This is a genomic window from Paenibacillus rhizoplanae (assembly GCF_042684125.1).
GTDB lineage: Bacteria > Bacillota > Bacilli > Paenibacillales > Paenibacillaceae > Paenibacillus_AQ > Paenibacillus_AQ rhizoplanae.
The window spans coordinates 1-24885 of sequence record NZ_JBHUKY010000035.1 but is presented as its reverse complement, the minus strand read 5'-3'; the positions used below and the strand labels follow the sequence as shown (position 1 = coordinate 24885).

At 52.6% G+C, this 24885-nt stretch carries 25 protein-coding genes and 1 riboswitch; of the genes, 22 read left to right on the top strand and 3 right to left on the bottom strand.

Annotated features, from left to right (window positions below; translation table 11 throughout):
- Positions 1-13: 13 nt before the first annotated feature.
- The 11 genes from ACFSX3_RS21475 (at position 14) to ACFSX3_RS21425 (ending at position 12436) form a co-directional block, all read left to right on the top strand.
- Entirely contained in the window at positions 14-2128 is a 2115-nt protein-coding gene (locus ACFSX3_RS21475) for a peptidoglycan D,D-transpeptidase FtsI family protein (protein ID WP_209993171.1), read from the top strand.
- 94 nt (positions 2129-2222) lie between these two features.
- Positions 2223-3002 (top strand): Cof-type HAD-IIB family hydrolase, encoded by a 780-nt coding sequence (locus ACFSX3_RS21470; protein ID WP_209993170.1) that lies wholly within the window; start codon positions 2223-2225, stop codon positions 3000-3002.
- Between the two features lie 264 nt (positions 3003-3266).
- Positions 3267-3752, top strand: coding sequence for a DUF456 domain-containing protein (locus tag ACFSX3_RS21465; protein WP_209993169.1), 486 nt, complete (start codon positions 3267-3269; stop codon positions 3750-3752).
- 26 nt (positions 3753-3778) lie between these two features.
- The gene (locus ACFSX3_RS21460; RefSeq protein ID WP_209993168.1) at positions 3779-5407 is read left to right on the top strand and encodes a putative polysaccharide biosynthesis protein; all 1629 of its coding nucleotides are present in this window, start codon (positions 3779-3781) and stop codon (positions 5405-5407) included.
- A 114-nt stretch (positions 5408-5521) separates the two neighbouring features.
- Positions 5522-5866 carry a thioredoxin family protein gene (locus tag ACFSX3_RS21455; protein WP_036722030.1) on the top strand — a complete coding sequence of 115 codons (345 nt, stop codon included), beginning with the start codon at positions 5522-5524 and terminating at the stop codon, positions 5864-5866.
- An 85-nt stretch (positions 5867-5951) separates the two neighbouring features.
- Complete coding sequence (locus ACFSX3_RS21450) at positions 5952-6896, top strand: COX15/CtaA family protein (RefSeq protein WP_379313264.1); 945 nt, start codon at positions 5952-5954, stop codon at positions 6894-6896.
- 61 nt (positions 6897-6957) lie between these two features.
- Positions 6958-8730, top strand: coding sequence for a UbiD family decarboxylase (locus ACFSX3_RS21445; RefSeq protein ID WP_209993166.1), 1773 nt, complete (start codon positions 6958-6960; stop codon positions 8728-8730).
- Between the two features lie 26 nt (positions 8731-8756).
- Positions 8757-9503, top strand: coding sequence for a Cthe_2314 family HEPN domain-containing protein (locus tag ACFSX3_RS21440; RefSeq protein WP_209993165.1), 747 nt, complete (start codon positions 8757-8759; stop codon positions 9501-9503).
- 91 nt (positions 9504-9594) lie between these two features.
- A riboswitch (SAM riboswitch) is annotated at positions 9595-9729 on the top strand.
- A 100-nt stretch (positions 9730-9829) separates the two neighbouring features.
- On the top strand, positions 9830-10846 hold the full coding sequence (locus tag ACFSX3_RS21435; RefSeq protein ID WP_209993164.1) for a methionine ABC transporter ATP-binding protein: 1017 nt from the start codon (positions 9830-9832) through the stop codon (positions 10844-10846).
- Positions 10846-11514: a methionine ABC transporter permease gene (locus ACFSX3_RS21430; protein ID WP_209993163.1), complete on the top strand. Its 669-nt coding sequence runs from the start codon at positions 10846-10848 to the stop codon at positions 11512-11514. Before ACFSX3_RS21435 ends, ACFSX3_RS21430 begins: the two co-directional genes overlap by 1 nt.
- A 58-nt stretch (positions 11515-11572) precedes the next feature.
- Positions 11573-12436 (top strand): MetQ/NlpA family ABC transporter substrate-binding protein, encoded by an 864-nt coding sequence (locus tag ACFSX3_RS21425; RefSeq protein ID WP_209993162.1) that lies wholly within the window; start codon positions 11573-11575, stop codon positions 12434-12436.
- Between the two features lie 186 nt (positions 12437-12622).
- On the opposite strand, the gene ACFSX3_RS21420 is transcribed toward ACFSX3_RS21425, so the two are convergent.
- Positions 12623-12871 carry a NifU family protein gene (locus ACFSX3_RS21420; protein WP_036701687.1) on the bottom strand — a complete coding sequence of 83 codons (249 nt, stop codon included), beginning with the start codon at positions 12869-12871 and terminating at the stop codon, positions 12623-12625.
- Positions 12872-12953: 82 nt separating this feature from the next.
- Between ACFSX3_RS21420 and ACFSX3_RS21415 the strand changes: the two genes are divergently transcribed.
- A complete protein-coding gene (locus ACFSX3_RS21415; RefSeq protein ID WP_209993161.1) occupies positions 12954-13208 on the top strand; it encodes a YuzB family protein in 255 nt (84 codons plus the stop codon).
- Between the two features lie 10 nt (positions 13209-13218).
- Here the strand turns inward: ACFSX3_RS21415 and ACFSX3_RS21410 are convergent, their stop codons facing one another.
- A complete protein-coding gene (locus ACFSX3_RS21410) occupies positions 13219-14280 on the bottom strand; it encodes an NAD(P)/FAD-dependent oxidoreductase (RefSeq protein ID WP_209993160.1) in 1062 nt (353 codons plus the stop codon).
- Between the two features lie 78 nt (positions 14281-14358).
- On the bottom strand, positions 14359-15465 hold the full coding sequence (gene mqnE, locus ACFSX3_RS21405) for an aminofutalosine synthase MqnE (RefSeq protein WP_209993159.1): 1107 nt from the start codon (positions 15463-15465) through the stop codon (positions 14359-14361).
- Positions 15466-15861: 396 nt separating this feature from the next.
- Here mqnE and ACFSX3_RS21400 point away from each other — a divergent pair, with 396 nt between their 5' ends.
- From ACFSX3_RS21400 to ACFSX3_RS21355, 10 genes are all read left to right on the top strand, one after another.
- On the top strand, positions 15862-16221 hold the full coding sequence (locus ACFSX3_RS21400; protein ID WP_209993158.1) for a HesB/IscA family protein: 360 nt from the start codon (positions 15862-15864) through the stop codon (positions 16219-16221).
- A gap of 651 nt (positions 16222-16872) precedes the next feature.
- Positions 16873-17535, top strand: a complete 663-nt coding sequence (locus ACFSX3_RS21395) for a GntR family transcriptional regulator (protein ID WP_209993157.1) — start codon at positions 16873-16875, stop codon at positions 17533-17535.
- A gap of 21 nt (positions 17536-17556) precedes the next feature.
- Positions 17557-18717 carry an amidohydrolase gene (locus tag ACFSX3_RS21390; RefSeq protein WP_209993156.1) on the top strand — a complete coding sequence of 387 codons (1161 nt, stop codon included), beginning with the start codon at positions 17557-17559 and terminating at the stop codon, positions 18715-18717.
- 42 nt (positions 18718-18759) lie between these two features.
- On the top strand, positions 18760-19803 hold the full coding sequence (locus ACFSX3_RS21385; protein ID WP_209993155.1) for a methionine ABC transporter ATP-binding protein: 1044 nt from the start codon (positions 18760-18762) through the stop codon (positions 19801-19803).
- A complete protein-coding gene (locus ACFSX3_RS21380; RefSeq protein WP_209993154.1) occupies positions 19778-20437 on the top strand; it encodes a methionine ABC transporter permease in 660 nt (219 codons plus the stop codon). Before ACFSX3_RS21385 ends, ACFSX3_RS21380 begins: the two co-directional genes overlap by 26 nt.
- Positions 20438-20464: 27 nt before the next feature.
- Complete coding sequence (locus ACFSX3_RS21375) at positions 20465-21484, top strand: uroporphyrinogen decarboxylase family protein (RefSeq protein ID WP_209993153.1); 1020 nt, start codon at positions 20465-20467, stop codon at positions 21482-21484.
- Positions 21485-21496: 12 nt separating this feature from the next.
- Positions 21497-22330, top strand: coding sequence for a MetQ/NlpA family ABC transporter substrate-binding protein (locus ACFSX3_RS21370; protein ID WP_209993152.1), 834 nt, complete (start codon positions 21497-21499; stop codon positions 22328-22330).
- 22 nt (positions 22331-22352) lie between these two features.
- The gene (gene proC, locus ACFSX3_RS21365; RefSeq protein ID WP_209993151.1) at positions 22353-23162 is read left to right on the top strand and encodes a pyrroline-5-carboxylate reductase; all 810 of its coding nucleotides are present in this window, start codon (positions 22353-22355) and stop codon (positions 23160-23162) included.
- The gene (locus ACFSX3_RS21360) at positions 23162-23938 is read left to right on the top strand and encodes a VOC family protein (protein ID WP_209993150.1); all 777 of its coding nucleotides are present in this window, start codon (positions 23162-23164) and stop codon (positions 23936-23938) included. Before proC ends, ACFSX3_RS21360 begins: the two co-directional genes overlap by 1 nt.
- A 114-nt stretch (positions 23939-24052) precedes the next feature.
- A complete protein-coding gene (locus ACFSX3_RS21355; protein WP_209993149.1) occupies positions 24053-24604 on the top strand; it encodes a GNAT family N-acetyltransferase in 552 nt (183 codons plus the stop codon).
- Positions 24605-24885 lie beyond the last annotated feature (281 nt).

Below are 24885 nucleotides of genomic sequence, written 5' to 3'. Positions count from 1 at the left end.
GGAGTGAAAAACTGTGGGTGTTTTCCGAAAGCAGGCCTCCCCCCCGGAAGAGAAGGACAGCAAGAGCTCGCTTGGCCTGCGGCTTAACGTGTTTTTCTTCAGCACGTTTGTTATTTTTTGTGTCATTATTATTCGTCTCGCAGTTATTCAATTTGTGGAAGGACCCACGCTGACCGAGGTGGAGACCAGCCGGGATACCAAAAGTGTACCCCTTGCCTCCATCCGTGGAGGCATCCGTGCAGCCGCAGGCGAGCAAATTGCCTACTCCACCTCCGTTCAAACGCTGTATGTTACGCTTACTAAGGAATATACAGCCAAGGCACTGGATAAGGCGACGGGAATCAGCTCGCTGAAGCCGGAGGCCAGGGCCAATGCGTATGCACTGGCGAATAATCTGGTTGCGAAATTTGACGAATATGGCGACCCGAACGGCGAGAAGCTGACTGTTAATGAAGTGATTAATTCTCTGGATTTATATTTCAAGAAATATTCGGGCTATATGGCCCGTAAGATCAAAACCGGTCTGACCACCAAGGAAATCGCTTATTTCATGGAGCATAAAAGCGAATTCCCCGGCCTTGAGATCGTAGAAGAAGGCGTGCGTCATTATGACAAGGATACCGTTGCCGTGCAGACGGTCGGGTATATCAAGCCCTTCAAATCCTCCAACACGCTCAACATCTACAAGAATATTCAGAGTGCGATGAAGAAGATCAGCGCAGATCCCGGCCTGAATTATAAAGACGATGAATTCGTCGGCTTCGACGGCCTGGAGCTGCAATATCAGCGGGAGCTGCGCGGCAAGAACGGCTATCAGGTCATCTCGGTGAATCCGCAGAACATGGCCGAGAAGGTGGAAGAGGTTGTGCCGCCTGTCAAGGGTAATGATATCTGGATGACGATTGACAAGAATGTTCAGCTTAAGACGGAGCAGGCCATCACCGAACAGATTAATTGGCTGCACCGCAACTCTGTACAGGGCAAGACTCATCCTGACGCCAAGACAGGCTACGCGGTGGCGATGGAAGTCGATACCGGCAATATCGTGGCCATGGCCAGTATGCCGGATTATGATACCAATGTCTGGACAGCGGAGAAGCTGGATTCGGACACCTGGAACAAGATCATGGGCAATTACCAGAACGGGACGATCACACCGTATTCTTCGGGCCTGTCCGGTCATGGATTCGGCTCCACGGTGCTGCTCGGTTCCACCATTAAGCCGCTGACGGTACTGGTTGGTCTGAATGAAGGCTTCTTCAGCACTTCCTCTACGTACACTGACAAAGGGATAGCCTATTTCGGTAAGGATGATAAATCCTCTGTCCGCAATTCCTCGGGTCACGTATACGGCCGGATGGGTCCGGCTAAGGCGATTGAAGATTCCTCCAACGTGTTCATGGTGGATATGATCGGCAAGAAGCTTTATGAGCATTACAAGGGTAAGGGCATTGATATCTGGGATAAGTATATGAAGGAATTCGGCCTGGGCGTATCTACGCAGAGCGGTCTCCCTAATGAATACCTGGGACAGATCAACTACACAGATACTAAGGCAGCGGGCAGTGCGCAAGCCGCGCTGGTCTATGCCTCCTTCGGACAGCAGGGCCGTTATACGGTGCTGCAGCTAGCCCAGTATGCCTCGACGCTTGCGAATGAAGGGGTGCGGATCAAGCCGCAGCTTGTCAGCAAGATCACGGATTCAGAGGGCAAGGTAGTCAAGCAGTTTGAGCGCGAGGTTCTGGATGAAGTGACGACCTTTGACAAGTCCTTTTGGAGAGAAATTAAAAAGGGCATGAACAGTAAGGTTACCGCCTTCAACGATTTTCCTTATGACTTTGCCCGCAAAACAGGTACATCCCAGCAGCTGGGAAAAGGGCAATTGCGCGATAACGGGGTATTTATTGCCTTCGCCCCGCGTAATAATCCTAAGTTAGCGGTCGCTGTGGTCATTCCGGAAGGGGGATTCGGTTCTAATAGTGCCGCTCCGGTTGCACGTAAAATTTTCGACGCTTATGACTGGGAATACGGGCTGGACGGTGTGCCTAAGAAAAGCCTGAAAACAGCGAACCCAAATGATGGCGCTGCTTCCGGTGACACTTCCGGTAATACTCCGGCAACAAACTGATGATATTATAGTCAAGATGGACATGGATTAGCGAGAACACCAAATATACGGTTGCCTTCAAACGAAAGAGCAACCAAGAATGGAGGGGTGGCAAATGACTGCCAAATACCGCCTGCTAGCCTTGGATATGGATGGAACCCTACTGAACGACGAACAGAAGATTACCCCGCTTACGGTAGAATGGATCAAAAAAGCGATGGAGGCAGGTGTACATGTCTGCTTGTCTACCGGGCGCTCCTCGCGTAGTGCGATGCCTTATGCAGAACAGCTTGGCCTGAATACTCCGATGATTATGGTCAACGGAAGTGAAGTCTGGCGTGCGCCTCATGAGCTGTACCGCCGGTCCCTGATGGATGTAGAACTGGTCAAAGAGATGCACAAGATCGCTGAAGAATTCGATATCTGGTTCTGGGCCTACTCCGTAGATGAAGTGTACAACCGGGATAGCTGGGACGGGGAGATTGACAGCAGAGAATGGCTGAAATTCGGCTATTCCACCGAGGATAACGATATCCGTCATAAGCTGCTTATGCGGCTGCAGGAGCTGGGCGGGCTGGAGATCACGAACTCCTCGCCGTTCAACCTGGAGATTAATCCGCTGGGCGTCAACAAGGCTTCAGGCATACTTGAAGTCTGCAAGCTGCTGGGCATTAACATGTCCCAGGTTGTTGCCGTAGGCGACAGCCTCAACGACCTGGCAGCTATCCAGCAGTCCGGCTTCGGAGTGGCTATGGGCAATGCGCAGGAAACTGTTAAGCAGGAAGCGGATGCGGTTGTGGCTTCGAACAACGAAGACGGGATCGCGGAAGTGATCCAGAAGTACATCCTCACAGAGGCCGGAACCTCGGCCGGACGCATATCCAAGCAGGCTTAGGCTGAGAGGCGAGTAAAGTGGTTTGGAAAGGTTTAACGTAATACATGAAAAGATAATGACCGTGGGAGTAACGGAGGGGAAGTTTGAGCTGTAGGAGCGTCAGCGACCGCCTTTGTCACCGGATTTCCACCGCTAACTAAATTAAGAAATCTGGTGACAACAGCGGCCGGAAGCCAAAATTCACCGCAGTTACGACCGACACCATTAGAGAATTCCAGATCACATGAGTTTACCTATCGAAACAAACTTAAGGAGTTGAGGGAATTGACAATTCTGGGCTGGATTCTGATCATTGCTTTGTTCGCAATCGGGCTGGCGGGGGCGGTATATCCGATCCTGCCGGGGGCGCTTGCGATTTACCTGGCTTTCTTTGTATATGGCTGGTTCTTTTCCTTCGACTCCTTCGGTCCCTGGTTCTGGATTGCCCAGACGCTGATCGTTGTTGTTCTGTTCATTGCCGATTACGTGGTCGGGGCCTGGGGCGTCAAAAAGTTCGGCGGCTCCCGCGCCTCCGTCATTGGCAGCACCATCGGTCTGATTGCCGGCCCATTTGTGATTCCGGCGTTTGGCCTGCTGATTGGCCCGTTCGTAGGTGCCTTCATCGGCGAGCTGATTGCCGGCGAGAAGGCCGGCAAAGCGGTGAAGGTCAGCTTCGGCGCTCTGCTGGGGCTATTCAGCAGTACAGTCGTCAAGATTGTTCTGCAGATTGTTATGGTCGTCCTCTTCTTTATCTGGATCGGGCGGTTTTAAATTTATTGTGAAGAAGGCGAAACAGTTTGTCCACCAAGAAAGAATCCTTTGTCAAAGGCACGCTTATTCTGGCAGCCGCCGCGCTGGTGGCACGTGTCCTCGGGCTTGCCCAGCGGGTGCCGCTGGAGCATCTATTCAATACAACAGGGAATGCATCATTTACGATCGCTAATAATGTATATTTGCTGCTGCTGCCGCTGGCGACAGCCGGAATACCCAGCACACTGAGTAAAATGGTGTCCGAGCGTTACGCGCTGAACCGCCCGCATGAAGCGCAGCAGGTGTACCGGGCCGCTCTCATCTTTGCTGCAATTGTTGGTGTGCTTATGAGTGTGGCGCTGTACATAGCCGCTCCGTATTATGCAGAATACAGTAAGGTTCCCGAGAGTACGCTGGCCATCCGGGCGATTGCTCCGGCGCTGCTGTTGTTCCCCGCAATCGCGATGATGCGCGGGTATTTCCAGGGCCGTAATAATATGATGGCCGGGGGCATTTCACAGATTGTCGAGCAGATTGCCCGGGTATCCACGGCCATTCTGCTTGCGTTCATTCTGCTGCGCCAGGGATACAGTAACACCTGGATGGCGGCAGGTGCATCCTTCGGCAGTGTGCTCGGCAGTATCGGCGCCTTCGGCGTGATGCTGTATTATGCCAGGAAGCTGCGCAACAGCGAGGAGAAGATTGCTCTTTATGAATCCAGTGAAGCACGTCTGCCTCTTCTGAAGATTTACAAGGATATTTTCAAGCTGTCCATACCGATTGTATTATCCTCCGTTACTGTGCCTGTAGTGAACTTTATTGATACTTCTTTTATTGTACCGCTGCTTAGCGGTCAGATCGGGATGGAGCGGGCTACCTGGGCCCTAAGTATCTTCGGTAGCCGTGCACAGAGCGTTGCCGGTATTCCTCCGGTATTGTCGATCGCCCTAAGTGCATCGCTGATTCCGATTATATCTGCCGCCTTTGCCCGCAAAGATGAGCAGCACCTGCAGCGCCAGATCACACTGGCCATGCGGGTGTCCATTCTGACCGGCACACCGGTTGTGCTCTCACTGGTCGTGGCTGCCTATTCCGTTAATGGCCTGCTGTTCAAAACTCTGGACGGCAGCGGTATTGTGGCGATGCTGACGCTCGGTACTATTTTCCAGATTACGATGATGACTACCAACTCGATCCTGCTCGGAATGGGCAAATCGCGGATATCCATGTATTACGTGCTTGTTGGTATCCTCGTGAAGTTTGGTTCTAACTTCTTGTTCAGCCAGTGGTTCGGCATCTATGGCATTATCGGCTCCACAGCCCTGTGTTTCATTGTCATAACGCTGCTTAATCTGCGGATGCTCAAAAAAATCGTCCCCTTCGCCATTCTCGGCAAACGCTGGGGAGGCTTCTCCATTGCGGTCCTGGCTTCGGGGGGAATCGGTTATGGCCTTAATGAAGCAGGTATATTGATGACTCAGCTGATGCCGGCCCGTCTGGCCTTCCTGATTACCTGTCTGGTAGTTGGAGCGGCAGTCGTGATCGTCTATCTGGTTCTCCTGATTATTCTGGGCGTACTCAGCAGCCAGGAGATTGCCGGTTATCCCCGTCCGCTGCGCAAGGTGCTGGGTCCTCTGATGAAATTGCAGCCGGCCCGTGTACGCGCTGGTGAATAATGATATGACTATTGTCTTGATTTGTCATTATTGTTTGACTTATTCCGTACATTTTGATTCACTTAAAGAGCAAGCTTCGTGTGGAACTTTCTGATAGAAGGGAATGGTCAATTGATGGACAAAATCAGCTCGCCTGCCCAGTTCCAGGTAGCAATTCAGTCTCCGCGCCTGACGGTGGCAGTCTTCAAGGCAGATTGGTGTGTGGATTGCAAATTTATTGATCCGTTCATGCCTGATGTGGAACAGAAATATGCTGAGCGTCTTACCCTGGTCGAAGTGGATGTCGATGCCGTAGGCGATGTCAGCCAGGAACAGAATATACTGGGCATTCCTAGCTTTGTCGCGTACACTGATGGACGGGAACTGGTCCGGTTTGTGAACAAGCTCCGGAAGTCCCGGGAGGAAATTGAGAAGTTCCTTGATACGGCGCTGGACGTTTATCTCAGCATTCACAAGTAATTCCGCAGCACCGCTTTCGCCCTATCCGAGCAGAAGCGGTGCTTTTTTTCTATTCTTTGACGCTACTCATTCCTATACAATACGGGTGATATTATTGACGACACTTCAATTAAAATGGCTCAGCTATCTGACCTGTCTCATTATGTTCATGGCGCTGTTCGGCGGGGTTGTGGTGACCAAGACCGGTTCGGGACTGGAGTGCGGAAATCAGTGGCCGCTGTGCCACGGGAAGCTGATTCCAGCCTATACGATCGGCTCTCTGATTGAATATACCCACCGCTTGTTCAGCGGCCTGGCTGGCCTGCTGTCCCTGGCTTCCATGGTTGCCTTCTGGCGTTATGCCAGGCACCGTAAAGATCTGCTGGCCTATGCCCTGCTGACCCTGATCTTCGTCATCGTTCAAGGCGGGATGGGAGCGCTTGCAGTAGTGAAGTCGCAGTCGGCTGCGGTTATGGCCCTGCATATGGGCTTCTCGCTGATCGCCTTCGCCGGTTCGCTGATGCTGGCGCTTGGGACCCGGTGGACATTCTCCCCAGGAGCGGGTCTCAGCATGGGAAGTCCCAAAGTCCGCCCAGCCTTCCGCAACTTAACCTGGGTTACTGCAGTATATTCATATATCGTTGTCTACATTGGGGCCTATGTAAGCCACACCAGCTCCCAGGGCGGATGCTCCGGCTGGCCGCTGTGTAACGGACAATGGATTCCGGAGATGAGCGGCGGAGTAGGGATCGTATTCGTGCACCGGATTGCGGCGGCGATTCTTTTCCTGCTGACGGCTATGCTTGGGCATCTGGCCTTCTGGAAGTATAAGGAGCTGCCTGAGCTGAGGGCTCTGGGAGTAGCGGCAGTTCTGCTATGCCTGATGCAGGTATTCAGCGGAGCGGCTGTGGTATACACACTGAATAATGAAAAATTGTACATATTTGCTGCGATGTCTCATATTGTGCTGATCTCCGGGCTCTTCGGGGTTCTGTGCTACATGAGTGTAAGGGTCTGGCAATTAAGCGGAGCTGGCAGGAGCAGCAAGTGATAAGCATACGGCAACGGTGGACGGGATAAGCATAACGTCCTGTTTGAGGAGGAAGGCTATAGTGCGTTACGGTAATTTACGACAATGGATCGAGCAGCTCCGCAGGGATAAGGATCTGGCAGTGATAGATACGCCTGTTGATCCTTATCTGGAGCTTGCCGAAATTCACCGCCGGGTGGTGCAGGAGGAAGGCCCGGCACTGCTGTTCACGAACGTGCAAGGAACACCGTTCCCGGTTGCTACGAATCTGTTCGGTACAGTCCGGCGCGTCAACAAAGCCTTTGGGACAAGACCGGAGCAGCTGCTGAAGTCGCTGACAACGGCGATGGAGCAGCTGATTCCGCCTTCCGCCGCCGGCGTATGGCGGGAAAAGACGGTGCTGCTTGAGCTGCTGAGGGCAGGCACCAAGAATATACCGCAAGGAGAGGCTCCGGTGCTCGGCGTCTGCAGCAGCAGTGACCCTCTGAAGGAGCTGCCCCGGATTACAGCCTGGCCTAAGGATGGCGGGGCGTTCATCACGCTTCCTCTGGTCTATACGGAGAATATCACCAACCCGAAGGATCATAATCTCGGATTGTACCGGATTCAGGTGTATGACGACAGCACCACAGGCATCCACTGGCAGATTCATAAGGGCGGCGGCTTCCATCATTCGCAGGCAGAGCTTCTCGGCGAGACCCTGCCGGTGTCTGTCTTCATCGGCGGACCGCCGGCCCTGATTGCTGCGGCAGTGGCACCGGTCCCGGAACGGATTCCAGAGCTGCTGCTGGCCTCGCTGATGCTGGGCGGCAAGCTCCCCATGGTGAAGGACCCCTTGGGCGGGCACCAGATTCCGGCCGAGGCGGAGTTCTCCATCCGGGGGCGTGTGTCTCCGCTGGAGCGGAGAGCGGAAGGGCCGTATGGCAGCCAGTCCGGCTACTATTCCATGCAGCATGATTTCCCGGTCATGCATGTTCAACGGATGTGGCACCGCAAGGATGCCATCTTCCTGGCGACCATCACCGGCAAGCCGCGCCAGGAAGACTATTATCTGAAGGATTATTTGCAGCGGCTGCTCGCTCCGGCCTATCCTCTGCTGATTCCTTCGGTCAAAGCCTTATGGTCCTACTCCGAATCGGGTTCACATTCACTGACTTCAGCGGTTGTGAGGGAAAGCTATCCGCGTGAGTATATGGTGTCAGCGTTTCGTATTTTGGGGGAAGGCCAGCTCTCCTTAACCAAATTCCTGCTGCTGACAAATGTTCAGGTGGAGCTGACCGATTTCCCTAAGCTGCTCGAAACGGTGCTTGAGCGCTTCAACCCGCAATCGGATCTGACGATCTTTGCCAATACTTCCATGGATACGCTGGATTATACCGGCCGAAAGCTGAATCACGGCAGCAAAGCGGTGATGGCGGGCCTCGGCAGTCCGGTCCGTCAGCTGCCAAGGACGTATACAGAGGGTCTGCTTCCATCAATCACCGCCGCTGTGCCTTATTGCGGAGGATGTTTAGCCGTTTCCGGTGCATCCTATGAAGAGGACCCGGAGCTGCCGGAGCGGCTGGTGTCTGTCTTCAAGGAGAGGGAGACCGCCTGGCCGCTGATTGTACTGGTCGATCAGGCGGAAGAAGCGGTAAGCACGCAGACCTCATTCCTGTGGAGCGTATTCACCCGCTTCAATCCGGCGGATGATATCTATTCGGCGGCCCAGGTACACCGCGGCACTGTCAGCTATACGCTGCCGATCATTATAGATGCCCGGATGAAGCCGGGATACCCGGAGGAGCTGGCTCCGAGCGAGGATATTGCAAAGCGGGTAGACCGCAACTGGAACCGTTATTTTCCTCTAGTGTAAAAGTGAACTTTAAGGAGGGTCAAAATATGCTGCGGACATTATTGGGAGAGCCGCCCCGCGTGAACAGCGGTGTGCTGGCTGAAGCTATGGAGTCCATGGCGAAGGCTGCCTCCATGCTGCGCAAGGAGATGGCGGCACATGAAGACCATGACCATGAATACCGCAAGCTGGAAATCTGGACGCGCGGCCTGATCTCCTCCCTGGATGAGCTGGAGCAGAGCTGGTTCGCAGCCGCCTTTTTCCGAAAGTCAGTGGTTGCCGGTTATATGGATGATATGTCGTCCACCGAGCAGGGGGAGTACGCCAGATATGTGTATTTCTATAAGGATGGCTTCATTCGTGTCTTCTCGCTGCTGGACAAGCTGGGCACGGTGCTGAATAATCTGTACAATCTCAATACCGCCAAGGTGAAGGTGCATTTCTCTTACTTCACGGTGCTGCGGCAATTTCAGCTGCTTCAGGCGCACCATCCGCTGGCGGACGAACTGGAGCGAATCAGGAACTCCTACCGGGAGCCGGTAGAGAATCTGCGCAAGCGGCGCAACGCTGAGATCCATTACATGAATGCGGAGATGACGGACGATCTCTGGCAGCGTCACCAGGGACTGCATGACAAGATTCGTCTGGAGGATCTCGACAGCCATTTGGAGGATTTGAAGCAGAGCCTGGAGATGGTATGCCAATCTCTGGCTGCCGCATACAGGTACGGTAATGAACAATGGCACAAGAATAAAGCGGCCTCAGGCCTGAAATCCGGACATGCCCGTTCGTAAAAACTTACCTTTGACAAAAAACTCGAAACTGAATATACTTAGGCATACATTAACTTCTGACAGGATACGGAATATATAACTTCATACTTTTATCTTATCGAGAGCGGCGGAGGGATAGGCCCGATGAAGCCCGGCAACCGGTTTGAATTCAGTTAAGTGCTGCATCCAAATGTCATGGTGCTAATTCCTACAATGCCTTCAATTCGGGGTATTTGGCAGATGAGAAGGCATTGTCATTATACACACAGGGCCTCTTGCGATCTGCACGGATCGTAAGGGGCCTTTTTTGCAATGATGGAAGCTAGAACAGAAGGGGGACGCAGCGGTTGATAGAATTGAAGGATATAACCAAAGTGTACGGCAAAGGCAGTAAGCAGGCAACTGCACTCTCTGCGCTGAGCCTGTCGATTAAGAAGGGGGAAATCTTCGGGGTGATCGGTCACTCCGGGGCCGGCAAAAGCACGCTGATCCGCTGCATTAATCTGCTGGAGCGCCCGACTGCGGGCGAGGTGTGGGTGGACGGTGTGGAGCTGACAGCGCTCAGCCAGGGACAGCTGCAGGAGCAGCGGCGCAAGATCGGGATGATTTTTCAGCATTTCAATCTGCTCTCATCGGCTACAGTCTATGATAATATCGCGTTTCCGCTGCGGCTGATCGGAGCTGGAAGAACCGAGATTGAACAAAAGGTCAAGGAACTGCTCGCCCTGGTCGGACTGGAGGAGCACTGGAATAAGTACCCGGCTCAGCTATCCGGCGGACAGAAGCAGCGTGTCGGGATTGCCCGGGCGCTGGCGAGTGATCCGGACGTTCTGTTATGCGATGAAGCGACCTCGGCGCTTGACCCGCAGACGACAGACTCCATTCTGCACCTGCTGATGGATATCAACAGCAAATTCCATCTGACCATCGTGCTGATTACCCATGAAATGCATGTGATTCAGAGCATCTGCGACCGCGTTGCCGTGATTCATGGCGGAGGAATTGTGGAGCAGGGTGAAGTGGCCCAGGTATTTCTGAAGCCGAAGCATGAAGTTACCAAAGAATTCATCCGCAGTGAGACTCAGTCGGGCGGACCGCTCCGGCAGGCGATTGATGCTGTACAGCCAGGCTATACGAAGTCGGTCAAGATCACTTTTCTCGGGCACAAGACTTACGAATCCACGCTCTCCCAGGTGGTTCAGGGAACCGGGGTTCATTTCGCCATTCTCCATGGCACCATCTCAACGATCAAGGATGTTCCTTACGGGCAGCTGATTGTCCGGTTCGAAGGACCTGCCAATGCGGTTGAAGCCACGCTTACAGAGCTAGTAGCGCAAGGTCTTGATGTGGAGGTGATTTCCTGATGGGCGGACTGGATTTTAATAAGATTGATTGGGCAGAAATGCTCGATGCAACGGTGGCTACACTTAACATGGTTGTTATTTCAGGAATATTCACAATTATCCTTGGTTTACCGCTCGGAATTATGCTATATTTATGGGGTGGATCAAATAACGTTATTATCAGAGCTGTTTACTCGGTATTATCGTTCATCGTAAATATCCTGCGTTCCGTTCCGTTTATCATTCTAATGGTCGCCCTGATCCCGCTCAGCAAGATCATTATGGGCACCTCCATCGGTGTGCGTGGAACCATTCTGGCACTGGTGATCGGTGCGGCTCCCTTTTTCGCCAGACTGGTGGAAACGGCGCTGCGGGAGGTTGACCGGGGAATTATTGAAGCAGCGCAGGGTATGGGGGCATCCACCGGGCAGATCGTTATGCGCGTCTTGCTGCCGGAGGCTCGTCCGGGCTTGCTTGCCGGAATAACCATTACTATAGTGACCATTGTCTCGTATACTGCCATGGCGGGATTTATTGGCGGCGGCGGCCTGGGAGACCTGGCGATCCGTTACGGATATTATCGTTATGAGAAGGAAGTCATGATTATCTCAGTAGCTCTGATAGTGATTCTGGTGCAGCTGCTGCAAATGGCCGGTGACCGGCTGGTAAGACATTTTACACGGAAATAAGGTACGTCCACATATAGCCTTATTCAATAAACCATATGGATTAGAGGGGGATTTACAGATGAAAAAAGTACTGCTTACATTCTTCAGCCTGACCTTGGTATTGGTGCTTGCCGCTTGCGGAAACAACAAGGCGAATAACGCCACGAGCTCTGCTGCGACAAAGGCACCTACAGAAGCGGCTGCTACAGAGCCTGCTGCCGACCCGGTAACCCTGGTAATTGGTGCTTCTGCTGTACCACATGCGGAAATCCTCAAAGCGATTGCCCCGCAGCTTGAAGCCCAAGGCATTAAGCTGGAGATCAAAGAATTCTCGGATTATATCCTGCCCAATACACAGCTTGCTGAGAAGCAGCTCGATGCGAACTTCTTCCAGCACAAGCCTTATCTCGATGATCAGAACACCAAGAACGGTACGGATCTCGTATCTGTAACTGCTGTTCATGTAGAGCCATTTGGTGCCTATTCCAAAAAGATCAAATCGATCGACGAATTGGCAGAAGGTGCCAAGGTTGCGATTCCGAATGATGCGACGAACGGAGGCCGGGCCTTGATTCTGCTGGCGAAGAACGGTCTGATCAAGCTGAAGGATGACACGGATATTGCTTCCACCAAAGCGGATATCACAGAGAACGCTAAGAAGCTGGATATCATTGAGCTGGATGCAGCCATGCTGCCCCGTCAGCTGGATGAAGTGGACCTGGCGCTGATTAACACCAACTTCGCACTGGATGCCAAGCTGTCTCCAACGAAGGATGCGTTGTTCATTGAAGGCGGAGATTCTCCATATGCCAACCTGCTGGTAGCCCGTCCTGACAATAAGGACTCCGATGCGATCCAGAAGCTGGCAGCAGCGCTGACTTCCCCGGAAGCGAAGGCGTTCATCGAGAAGCAGTATGAAGGTGCGATTGTTCCGGCATTCTAAGCTTAAGCTTAGGGAAGCTGAATAATCCTAAGAAGACCAGAAGAAGCCCGGTAGCCGGAGATGGCTGGCGGAGCGGCTTCTGGTTTTTTTTTGAAATAGCCAGAAGGTTGATCCTACAGGCGAAATCCACTATAATAAAAAAAATCCCGGCCTCTTAGCGGAGGCCGGGATGGTTATGAAACGGGATTAGAATACCTGAACGACTTCTTCCACGCCTTCTACTTCTTCAATCAGGGCGCGTTCGATCCCGGCTTTTAGCGTGATCGTGGAGCTTGGGCAACTGCCGCATGCACCCATAAGCTTCAGCTTGACGATGCCGTCTTCAACATCAATCAGTTCCACGTCACCGCCATCGCGCTGCAGGAACGGACGAAGTTTATCAAGGACTTCCAGTACTTCATCGTACATGGTTGCGCTTTGTACATTCTCACTCATTTCTCAATCACTCCTTTCGTATGTTTATTATAGTACAAAAACTTAAAAAATAAAATGGTTAAGGCAGAATAGGGAGATCATCATGAGACCAATTATAGAATTCTGTGCCAGCAACATCGGCCACGGCACTGAACCGCTCAAGCTTAAGCTGGAACAAAACCCTGAATATGATGTAGTGGAGTACGGCTGTCTGAACAACTGCGGAGAGTGTTACCTCCAGCCGTTCGCCATGGTTGATGGCGAGATTATTGAAGCCGATTCCCCCGCTGCTCTGGAAGAGGCTATTGAAGCCGCTATAAGAGAAGCAGAGGCCTGGGACAGCCTGGAGATTGACTAAGCCGGGATTATCAGCCGAAATGGCGTTTGGACATCCACAGGACGCCGCTCTTCAGCAGGCGTGGAACCCGGCCCATGACGGAGCGGCGGCCCATCAGGCCGAAACCGGCATTTTTGCCGAGTGAACCGAGGGTTCCCTTCAGCTTGATCTTATGCAGCTTCGGGGTTTCCCCCCGCCATAGCGCCTGAATAATCTGGCCCACCTGCTCGCCCTGGGCCCCCGCCGCCTGTGCACTGGGCGCGAAGGGCAGGCTGGCACAGTCTCCGATCACATATACCTCCGGATAATCAGCGATATTGTAATATTCCCCCACTATGAGCCTGCCTCCGCGGTCCTTCGGAAGCTCAAGCTGCTGCACGACCTTCACCGGCTGAATGCCGGCAGTCCATACCGTAACATCCGCAGGAATAGCCTGGGTGCCATTGAAGATGGCATCCTTTTCTACATGAGAGACCGACACCCCGCCAATCGTCTCCACCTGATGCTCACTGAACCATTCCTCGACATACCTGGACAGCTTGGCCGGAAAAGAAGACAAAATACGTTCTCCCCGGTCCATAAGCGAGATATTCAGATCCGGCCGGCTCTCCCGCAGCTCCGAAGCAATCTCTACGCCGCTTAGCCCGCCGCCCACGATGTTGACGGTTCCATAAGGCTTCACATCATTTAGCCGGCGGTAAGTTTCCCGGGTTCCGGCGAAGCTCTGAATACTGCAGGTGTATTCCTCTGCACCCGGAATGTTATGGTAATTATCCGTACAGCCGAGGGCAATCGCCAGGATATCATAGGCTATCGGCTCCCCGGAATCGAGCAGGACCAGCCTGCTCGCCAGATCAATGGAGCCCACCTGCCCGTAACGTACGGTCAGGCGGGGGTGTACCGGGAATTGAATCCGCAGATGGTAATCGGTGACGGTGCCTGCGGCCAGTGCATAATATTCGGTCTTGATCCCCTGATAGGGCATCCGGTCCACCAGAATGATTTCCCAATCAAGAGGGAGATGATTATCCAGCAGTTGCTGAATGAGGGCAAGACCGCCGTAGCCGCCGCCCAGGACAAGTAGGGTTCTCATGCGAACTGATCTTCCTTTCGGGTACATAATGGACAAGGCAGTTCTGCGTTCACTGGCTGAGGTAAGCTTGTTCTTTTCTTATTCGTATACCTTGATCTCGTTATAGAAGGTATCCCGCTCTACCGGAATCCGTCCGGCGCCCTTCACGAGCCAGATCAGCTCTTCCCGGGTCAGTCCCTCTGGTGTCAATGCTCCAGCAGCGTGGCTGATCCGTTCCTTAAGGATGGTACCATGCACATCAGAGGCTCCGAAGCTAAGAGCTACCTGGGTAAGCTGGGCCCCGATATTAATGAAGTAAGCCTTGATGTGGTCGAAGTTATCCAGCATCAGACGGCTGACCGCAATGGTCTTCAGATCCTCGTAAGCAGAGTTGCGGCGCATAATGCCAGCATTTTTGTTCTTTGGCTGCATGGACAACGGAATGAATACCATGAATCCGCCGGTCTCGTCCTGCAGGTCCCGAATTTGCAGCATATGACGGATGCGGTCCTCGCGGGACTCAATGGACCCGTACAGCATGGTGGTGTGTGTCTTCATGCCGAGGTGATGGGCCGTCCGGTGCACTTCGAGATACTCCTCAACGTTGGCCTTATCTACGCGCATTTTTTTGCGGTACTGGTCGGACAGGATCTCTGCTCCTCCACCGGTAAGGGTCTTCAATCCGGCGGCGCGCAGCTGCTCCAGCACTTCACGGATACTGAGTCCGCTGATGCGAGTGAAGAAGTCGATTTCTGCCGCAGTGTAAGCCTTGAGAGTAACCTCCGGGAAGCGCTCGTTCAAGGCAGAAAGCGAATCAACATAGTACTGGAAGGGTACATTATCATTATGACCGCCGACAATATGGAATTCGCGCACGCCGGGATGAATATGCTGCTCGACATATTGCACCATTTCCTGACCGGAAAGGGTATAAGCCCCTTCTTCGCCTTCATCCTTGCGGAAATTGCAGAATGCGCAGCGGGATTCGCAGACATTGGTGAAATACAGGCTCATATTTTCAATAAAATAGACTTTATTCCCGTTTTTTCGCAGATTGACCTCATTGGCCAGCTGTCCGATTGTTAAAAGATCGTTACTCTCATATAAATAAACGCCGTCTTCCAAATTCAATCGTTCTCCGCCGCGAACCTTCTCAATGATGTTCGCCATCCGGGCATCTGTGTGGGGTGTAATAAGGGTAGACATATAAGTTCCTCCTGAAGGTTGGCGAGGCGACTGCATCGCATAATCGTGTACCTGAGCATATCCGGCAACAGCCGGCATTATAAATAGAGGTTAGCTGCAACCTCCGTGACAAATTTCCGAATTTTTTTGAAAATAGACTATTTTATCGCTTTTCTTATTATAAACCTCTACTTGAGGGGGAGCAACCGCCAGAAACCGCAGGACTTCCGGTATAAATTGCATATCAGCGGAGAGTTTGTGACTTGAGGGCAGAAGAATAGTGGAGTATACTGAATTTATGAGGCGCAGCAAATGATTTACATCATATTCATTATAAGCTTTGCCACTCCGTTCTTAACTTGAAGCCGGAAGGCTGATTGATAAACAAACTAATTCATTCTCCGGGAGGTTATCATTATGATTAACATAAGTGAAACAGCAGCAGGCCAATTGAAGACGATGCTGGCTGAGCAGGAAGTGCCTAACATGTTCCTCCGTCTGGGCGTAACCGCCGGGGGTTGCAGCGGATTCTCGTACGCGATGGGCTTCGATGATGCCGAAAGCGAGCAGGACATCTACATGGACGTTTCGGGTCTGAAGGTGGTCGTCAGCAAAGACGATATCCGTTACCTGAACGGTCTGGAGATCGACTTCGAGGAATCCGGCATGACCGGCGGCTTCACCATCAACAACCCGAATGCCAGCGCTACATGTGGTTGTGGGTCTTCCTTCCGTACGAAGGAAGAGGCAGGGAATCCGGCGGCGGAGCCTTGCTAAGCCTGTGAATGCTGAATTATTGATAAGGTAAGCGTGGATTACGGCTTCCGAAACCTCTTAATTGTGTATGGTGCAAACTGTACTTAATTAGGAGGTTTTTTTATGTTGAGTTGAACCATTATATGTTAAAGAATAGTGATGAAACAATACACAAATGCAAGTGTGCTAACACTGAATATAGATTGGGACAATGAGCAGGGAATTGAATCCAAATCTCATCCGCATAACCATTACGAACTATATATTAATGACCAATATGACTGCCGAATGATTTTCAACAAGAGTGAGACAGGTGATGAGATAGTATTTGAAACTTAGATAGGGAATAGCCCTCCACACCTAATAGGTGAAGGAGGGTTATTTATCGTTTGCCCTATATTTCTCTGGAGTCACGGCTAATCCTAAAACATGAAAATTATTGTGTAAATACTACTTTTTTTGTCCAACTAGTGTCGATTATTGATTCCCCTATAAAACATACTTGACTAGTGGGTATAATGGGATTATAGTATGAAAAAAGCTTGATTGCACAGAGAGATTTTCAACCGATACTTTCATTTTATCTTGAATATCTCTCATCTTTAATAATTGTATACAATTATACAGTTGACCGGGCGACCCGCAAATGAATGGCGAGGAGCAATGAAATCTATGGAAATGCGTTCACGAAGATTGTCGAAGGATAATACCTACTATGCACTTAAGCAAAAAATAATAGACAGCGAGCTGGAGCCGGATCAGGCGGTTAACGAAGAGAGCCTGGCAGCACTTCTCGGGGTCAGCCGGACTCCGTTACGGGAAGCGATTCAGCGGCTGGAGAATGAGGATTTCCTGGTGCGCCAGCCCAACGGCAGGCTGCGTATAGCCCCCTTAACGATTAAGGAGGTCGAGGAGATCTTCCAGATCCGCAGCATGCTTGAAGGCCATATCGCCAGAAGTGCCGCCAGAAACGCTACCATTAAGGATATTCAGCAGTTAACGCTGATTCTGGAGAAGCTGAAGCAATCTTTCCAGATGGGGGATCAGCAGGATGTTGTATCCTATGGCTTCGAATTCCATGATTACTTGTGGGAGATCAGCGCGCTGAAGACTTTTGAGAAGGTGCTGAACCAGCTAAGAGACCGTTCCCTCCGTTATTGTCGTTACGTCTCTCTGCACGGGGACTGGAATACGCAGGCGGATGAGGAGCATCTTGTGATTCTGCAGAGAATCATAGCCAGGGATGAAGAGGGTGCGGAGCGGGCAATGCGGGAGCATATCTTAAGTAGCCTTGCGACTGCACTGGAGCGGATTAGAGGAATTGAGCATACGTAATGAAGGGGGAAGAACAAGCCTATGAGACCACAGCATGAGACGGAAGAAGCACTGGCAGCCCGGCTAACCGAAGTGCGGAGGAACCTGCACCGTGAACCGGAGCTTAGCAATCGGGAGTACAGAACCACGGAGAAGCTGCGTAAATGGCTGACAGAAGAGAATATATCGATCCTGGACCTCCCGCTGGAGACCGGACTTATAGCGGAGATTGGACAAGGTGACAGCAGCATAGTAGCGATCCGTTGCGATATCGATGCCCTGCCGATTGAAGAGCAGACGGGCCTGCCTTTCGCATCAGAGATTCCGGGAGCCATGCATGCCTGTGGCCATGACTTCCATACCGCTGTCATCCTGGGTGCGGCCAGCCTGCTGAAGCAGCGTGAGCATGAACTGCCGGGCAAGGTCAGAATCCTGTTCCAGCCGGCAGAAGAGACGGGTCATGGTGCGGAGGACGTACTGGCATCCGGCGGGCTAAGCGGGGTGGAGGCCATCTTCGGATTACATAATTCTCCGGACCTGCCTAACGGGGCGTTCGGTACAAGAACGGGAGCTTTAACGGCGGGGGTAGACCGCTTTGAGATTACGGTAAAAGGGGTCGGCGCTCACGCAGCTACACCGGAGAAAGGGGTAGACACCATTGTTACCGCGGCGCAGATCATTACGATGCTGCAAACCGTAGTAAGCCGCCTGAATAACACGCAAGAGCCGGTCGTGCTCAGTGTGACCCGGATCAACGGGGGCTTCACCTGGAATGTCCTGCCGGAGAAGGTGGAGCTGGAAGGTACAGTACGTACCTATAACGAAGAGATCCGCAGCAGCATCCCGGCCCAAATGACGAGGATCATAGAAGGGATTGCAGCCGCAGCCGGAGCAGAGGCGAAGCTGCACTGGTATCCCGGCCCGCCCGCTACCGTCAATCACGGAGCATGGACAGACTTCACCAAAGAGGTCGCGGCACAGTCAGGTTATGAGGTACATGATATTCCGCCGCAGATGGGCGGCGAGGATTTCGCTTATTATTTGCAGCAGATCCCGGGTGCTTTTGTGAACATCGGAACCGGCCCGAACCATGCGCTTCATCATCCCTGCTTCGATGTCGATGAGGCGGCCATCCTGCCAGCAGCCAAGTATTTCGCTCTGCTGGCAGAAGGGGCGCTTGTGAAGCTGAAGCAGCAGGCTTGAATCCTGAATCCTAAATTTACCAGATGATTGAGGGGAACAACTATGATTGAACTACGGAATGTGTACAAGACGTTCACCCGCAAAGAGGTGAAGATTGAAGCGCTGAAGGGGATCAGCCTGAAGGTGGAGAAGGGCGATATCTTCGGCGTCATCGGCTACAGTGGAGCCGGAAAAAGCACGTTAATCCGCCTGGTCAATTACCTGGAAAGGCCGTCTGAGGGCCAGGTGCTGGTAGACGGACATGATCTGGGCGCGTACAGCGACAAAGAGCTGCGGGCAGCCAAGAAAAACATCGGCATGATTTTTCAGCATTTTAACCTGCTGGAGTCCAAAAAGGTGTTCGACAATGTGGCCGTTCCACTGGTCCTGCTGAAAAAGGGCAAGGCGGAAATCCGCAAGCGGGTGGAGGAGTTGCTCGAATTCGTCGGGCTAAGCGACAAGGCTGGAAGCTATCCGAGCGAGCTGTCAGGCGGACAGAAGCAGCGGGTCGGGATTGCCCGGGCGCTTGCCTCGAACCCTTCAATACTATTGTGTGACGAAGCTACTTCCGCTCTAGACCCGCAGACGACACAGTCCATACTGCAGCTGCTCAAACGGATCAATGCGGAATACAACATCACAGTGATGATCATCACGCATGAGATGTCGGTGATTCAGGAGATCTGCAACAAGGTAGCCGTGATGGAAGAGGGACGGATTATCGAGCAGGGCAGCGTGCTGGATGTGTTCGGAGAACCGAAGCATCTGACGACGCAGAATTTCGTCAAGACTGTCATTCAGAACAGCATGACCACAAGCGTCCGCAGAACACTGAAGGCAGAGCAGGGGAGCCGGGTGTATAAGCTGAATTTTGCCGGGGAGAGCGCTTCTGAGCCTGTGCTGTATGAGATCATCCGGTCTTATGGCGTTAAGGTTAACATTCTGTTTGCGAATACGACAGAGATTCAAGAGACGACGCTCGGCACGATTATCGTACAGCTGCAGGGTGAAGCGGCCCAGATGGAAGCAGCCTTGAATTACATGAAGCAGCATGAGGTCCGGGTAGAGGAGGTGAAGTCCTATGTTCTCGACATCGATCACAAGTGAGCAATTCCTGAAGGCAATTATTGAAACGATTCAGATGGTGGGCGTATCGCTATTCATCGGCTCGCTGCTGGGTATTCCGCTGGGCATCCTGCTAGTTATTACCCGTCCGGGCGGCGTGCTGGATAGCAAGTGGCTGTATACATTACTGAATCCCTTAATTAACGTCATACGTTCGGTTCCGTTTATTATTCTGCTGTTCGCAATTATTCCGTTAACAAGAGCAATTGTTCATACCTCGATTGGGACCAGTGCCGCAATTGTTCCGCTGATTATCTATATCGCACCCTATATCGCACGGCTGGTGGAGAATTCGCTGCTGGAAGTGAATCCGGGCATTCTCGAAGCTGCAGAAGCGATGGGTGCAACACCACTGCAGGTAATATGGTATTTTATGCTGCCGGAAGCGGTGGGCTCGTTAATTCTCTCCCTGACCACAGCGACGATCGGGCTGATCGGTGCTACGGCAATGGCCGGGGCAGTAGGCGGCGGAGGGGTCGGCGACTTGGCAATCGTGTACGGTTATCAGCGTTTTGACGAGGTGGTCATGTTTGCGACGGTCATTATTCTGATCATTCTGGTGCAGGGTATTCAGTCCCTGGGCAACACATTGGCGCGCAAGATCCGGCGTTACTAGACTATTACATATAAAGGAGACCGGCAAATGAGTGTATGGAGCAAGCAGGAGCGTTTTCAGGCGATCTTATCCGGGGAACTTGCGGACCGTCCGATGGTTAGCGGATGGCGCCACTTTATTGACAAGGAGCAGAACGCTGAGGACTTGGCGTCGTCTACGATTTCTTTTACGTACAAATATGATTGGGACTGGGTCAAAATCAACCCGAGAGCAACCTATCTGGCGGAAGCCTGGGGAAATGAGTATAACTTCGCAGATTACCGGACGGTATTCCCGAGACAACTCACTACGGCGGTTCCGGCTGCCGCGAATCTCTGGGATCTTGAGGTGAAAAAAGCCGTGCAAACCCCTTCGCTGCAGGAGCATCTGGAGGCCGTAAGGAAGATCCGCCAGGGCTTGCCGGATACGCCGCTGATTCAGACGGTGTTCTCCCCGCTCACGGTATTGCTGTTCATTGTAGGACGTTCTGCTTATGTTACGGAGACCGTATTCGGGATCGGGCAGCCGGTGACGCTGGAATCGCTCTTCAAGGAACACCGTGCCGCCGCACATCATGCCCTGCATGCGATTGCCTTGACCTTGGCCGATTATGTGCAGGAGCTGCGTCAGGCGGGATCAGATGGTCTGTTCTATGCGGTGACAGGCACAGCCCACCCCGGTTTATTCGATGAAGCGATGTTCGATGAGCTGTCCAGACCCTATGATTCTATCGTGCTGGAAGCGGCGAGCTATGGCAAAAATATTTTACATACCTGCGGTGCTCATGCCCAGCCAGCCAAATTCAATGATTACCGGATTGACGGGATCAGCTGGGATACGGTAGCCGAAGGCAATCCCGGGCTGGACGCCGATCTCAAGGCCACGAAGGTGGGCGGAGTGGATCACGGGCTGTTTGCCGGAAATGATCTGGAGCAGATTGAACAGCAGGCTAAGGAAGCCTTGGCCAAGATGAAGGGCCAGCCGTTTATTCTGTCGCCAAACTGCGCCATTCCGCTGACGGTTACTGACGAGGCATTAGTGCATTTTAAAAACACAGTATTAGGATAGGGGATGAGAGTGATGAAAAAATTACTGGCGGTTCTACTGATTAGTTCGATGGCGGTGCTGGCGGCTTGCGGCAACAATAAGGAAGCGGCAAGCTCCGGGGACAAGAAGGAAATCACAGTAGGATTCGGCGTAGGTACGTATGAGGAGCAGTTCCGGCAATCCATTCTCCCGATCCTGGAAGGAAAAGGGTATACTGTAGATATCAAAACCTTCTCGCAGAATATGCAGGTCAACCCGGCGATGAAGGAAGGCTCGATTGATGCGAGTATCTTCCAGAGCACGGCCTATATGGATGCGATCAATAAGGAAATTGGCGCCGATATGGTGGGGGTTGCTTATGTTCCAGGCGCTCCGCAGGGGCTGTACTCGGTTAACCACACGTCGCTTGACGATGTGAAGGACGGCACTACCGTCGCGATTCCGAACGACCCGGTTAATCAGGAGCGCGCGCTGCGAATTCTGGAGGAGCTGGGTTGGGTCAAGATCAAAGAGGGCGCCGGGGTAGTGGATTTCAATGTGAATAGCGTGGAGCCGGACAAGTTCAAGATTGATCTTAAGGTGCTGGACCCTGCGCAGATTCTGGTCTCGCTGCAGGATGTTGATTATGGTGTAGTGAACGGGAATTATATCGCTAACGCTCCCGACCGCAAGATTACAGATGCGCTGAAGATTGAGAATACGCCTATGCAGCATAGAATCATCGTATCGGTGAACAAGAAGGACCAGGATGCCCAGTGGGCCAAGGATCTGAAGGCTGCGTATGAATCCAAGGAGTTCGAGGCTTACATTCTGGGACAAGCGAAATATGCCGGGTTCATTCTGCCGGAGGCTTGGGCTAACAACTAATCTAATCAGGGAGTGAGTGGAAGTGTCAAAAGGCAAGATTCATTTCATTGGCGGCGGGCAGATGGCGGAAGCGATCATCCGGGCCTGCCTGGCAGGCGGTACGCTGGCTGCCGGACAGATCAGTGTGTCAGATATTAATGAGGGCCGGCTTGGGCTTCTAAAAACCAAATATAACGTAGACACGGAGAGCGCACAGGAAGAGGCCCTCTCCGGCGCAGAGCTAATCGTTATTGCTGTTCGTCCACAGGATGATCTGACTGCACTTGGAGCCCTGATCCGGCAATCCGCCGCACCGTCTGCGGTCATTGTATCGATTGTGGCGGGGGTAACGATTGCTCAGCTCGGAGATTATTTCGGAGCCGAACGCCCGATTGTCCGCGTTATCCCGAACACCCTGACCGCTACCGGTTACGGCTACAGCGGTGTAGCCCTGAATGCAGCCGCTTCACTGGAGCAGGTGGAAGCATTCCTGCTTGGCTTCGGCAAGGTGCAGGTTCTGGACGAGTCCTACATTGATATCTTCACCGGCTTCGGGGTAGCCGGACCGAACTACATCTATTATTTCATTGAGTCGTTCACGGATGCCGGAGTTCTTGCCGGATTGCCACGGGAGCAAGCCTGGAAGGTGGCGCTGGAGAATATGCTGGGAGCGGTAGCGATGCTACAGCAGACTGGACTGCATCCAAGACAACTGCTGGATATCAACAACTCGCCTGGCGGCGTCGGGATGCACGGCTTGTATGAGCTGAACAACAGTGATTTTGCTGCCGGATTGCAGCGGAGTGTACTGGCCGCAGTGAAGCGGACCACGGAGCTGGGAGTGAAGAAGTAATGGCCGTGCTGAAATGGGATCACCTGGTACACTATGTGAATGATCTGGACCAGCCGGTGAAGTTCTTCGTGGAGCATGGCCTGACAGCCTTCCGGGGCGGATCGCATAAGGATTGGGGAACGTATAACGCCTTGAGCTATTTCGGGCTCACCTACCTGGAGTTCCTCGGGATCGAGAACCTGGAGCTGGCGCGTAGGACTAAGCATAACGTAGTTGTGCGGGATGCAGTTACCGTTCTGCCGGAGCACGAGGTCTTGAGCAGAGTGGTGCTGCGGACAGATGATATTGTGGCAATAGAGGGTAAACTGAAGGCTGCGGGATTGGCACTGTCACCCATTATTGACGGCCGGCGTCTGGACAACCAAGGCCGGATCATCGAGTGGCGGATGATGACCATTGACGGCGACTTTCAGGGACTGGTCTATCCGTTCATTATCCAGTGGAGTCAGGCGGATGAGGAGCGGCTGGACAGCCTGAACGCTGCCGGAATCAATCAGCCCCATCCTGCCGGGAAGGTAGACATGGCGGGTGCAGTCTTCCGTGTCTCCGAGCCTGCCGCTGCCGCTAACCACTGGAGTGAGCTGTTCGGTCTTCCAGTGAGCGGGCCTGCGGACGGTTTGGACGGCAGCTACAGTCTTAAGGCAGGAGATCAGCAGACCTTCAATTTCGTGCAGGGCACGGAGAACCAGTTCAGCCGGGTCATTCTCCGGACCGATTCCCCTCAGCTTAAGGGACAGACGCTGACTGTGGGTGAAGGAGAATACGTATTTGAATAGACGCGTGAGCGCGTAAGGGACAGGCTCGTTACCGCAGTTTGCGGTGGCAGGCCTGTCCTTTTTGTGGTAAAGTTTTACACTAATATGGGGAAATCTGAAGGAGGCCGCAGAAATATGGAATTTGAGACCAGACGTCTGATCATCAGGGAATTCATCGAGGAAGACATGGTGCAGGTGCATGAGTATGCTTCTGACCCGGCAGTGGTAACGCATTCGATCTGGGGGCCGAATTCATTGGAGGATACCCGCGGCTATATCCGCCATACGCTGGAATTGCAGCAGGAGGAGCCGCGCCAGGGATTCGAATATGCGGTTATCCTGAAGGAGAACGGGCTGCTGATCGGCGGCTGCGGCCTGCATATTACCGGAACAGGGCAGGGAGAAATCGGCTATTGCTACAACAGGCTGTACTGGGGACAGGGTTATGCTACTGAGGCTGCTGCCGTACTGCTGGATTGGGGCTTCCATAAGCTGGAGCTTCACCGGATCTATGCGACCTGCCGCCCCGAGAATATCGGTTCAGCCCGTGTGATGCAGAAGCTTGGCATGACATACGAAGGGCATCTGCGGGGACATATGTATCATAAAGAGAAGTGGATGGACTCCTATCAATATTCGATTCTGGAGGATGAGTATAAGGCGCTGCATCCGCGTGCCGGGCTGTAGGGCAAGGGGGGGAGGCTGTGGGCCTGTAGGCCGCCAGTTAGGTGGTCCTCTCACTCCAATGCATTTTCTACACTAGATTTTACTTTATTTCACCTTAAAATGTAATCTGCTGTATTTGGTACATTTGATTTTTGGATTTTGGTTAGGGAATGTCTATTTGCTGAGATTCTGCTGCACGAAGGAGTCAATTTCATAATTCGATTTGTTAAATAGCAAGACTGGGCCAAAATCTAAGGTCACATTTTTAAAAAGATTAGGCGATTTGCTGAGAGTTTCTCAAC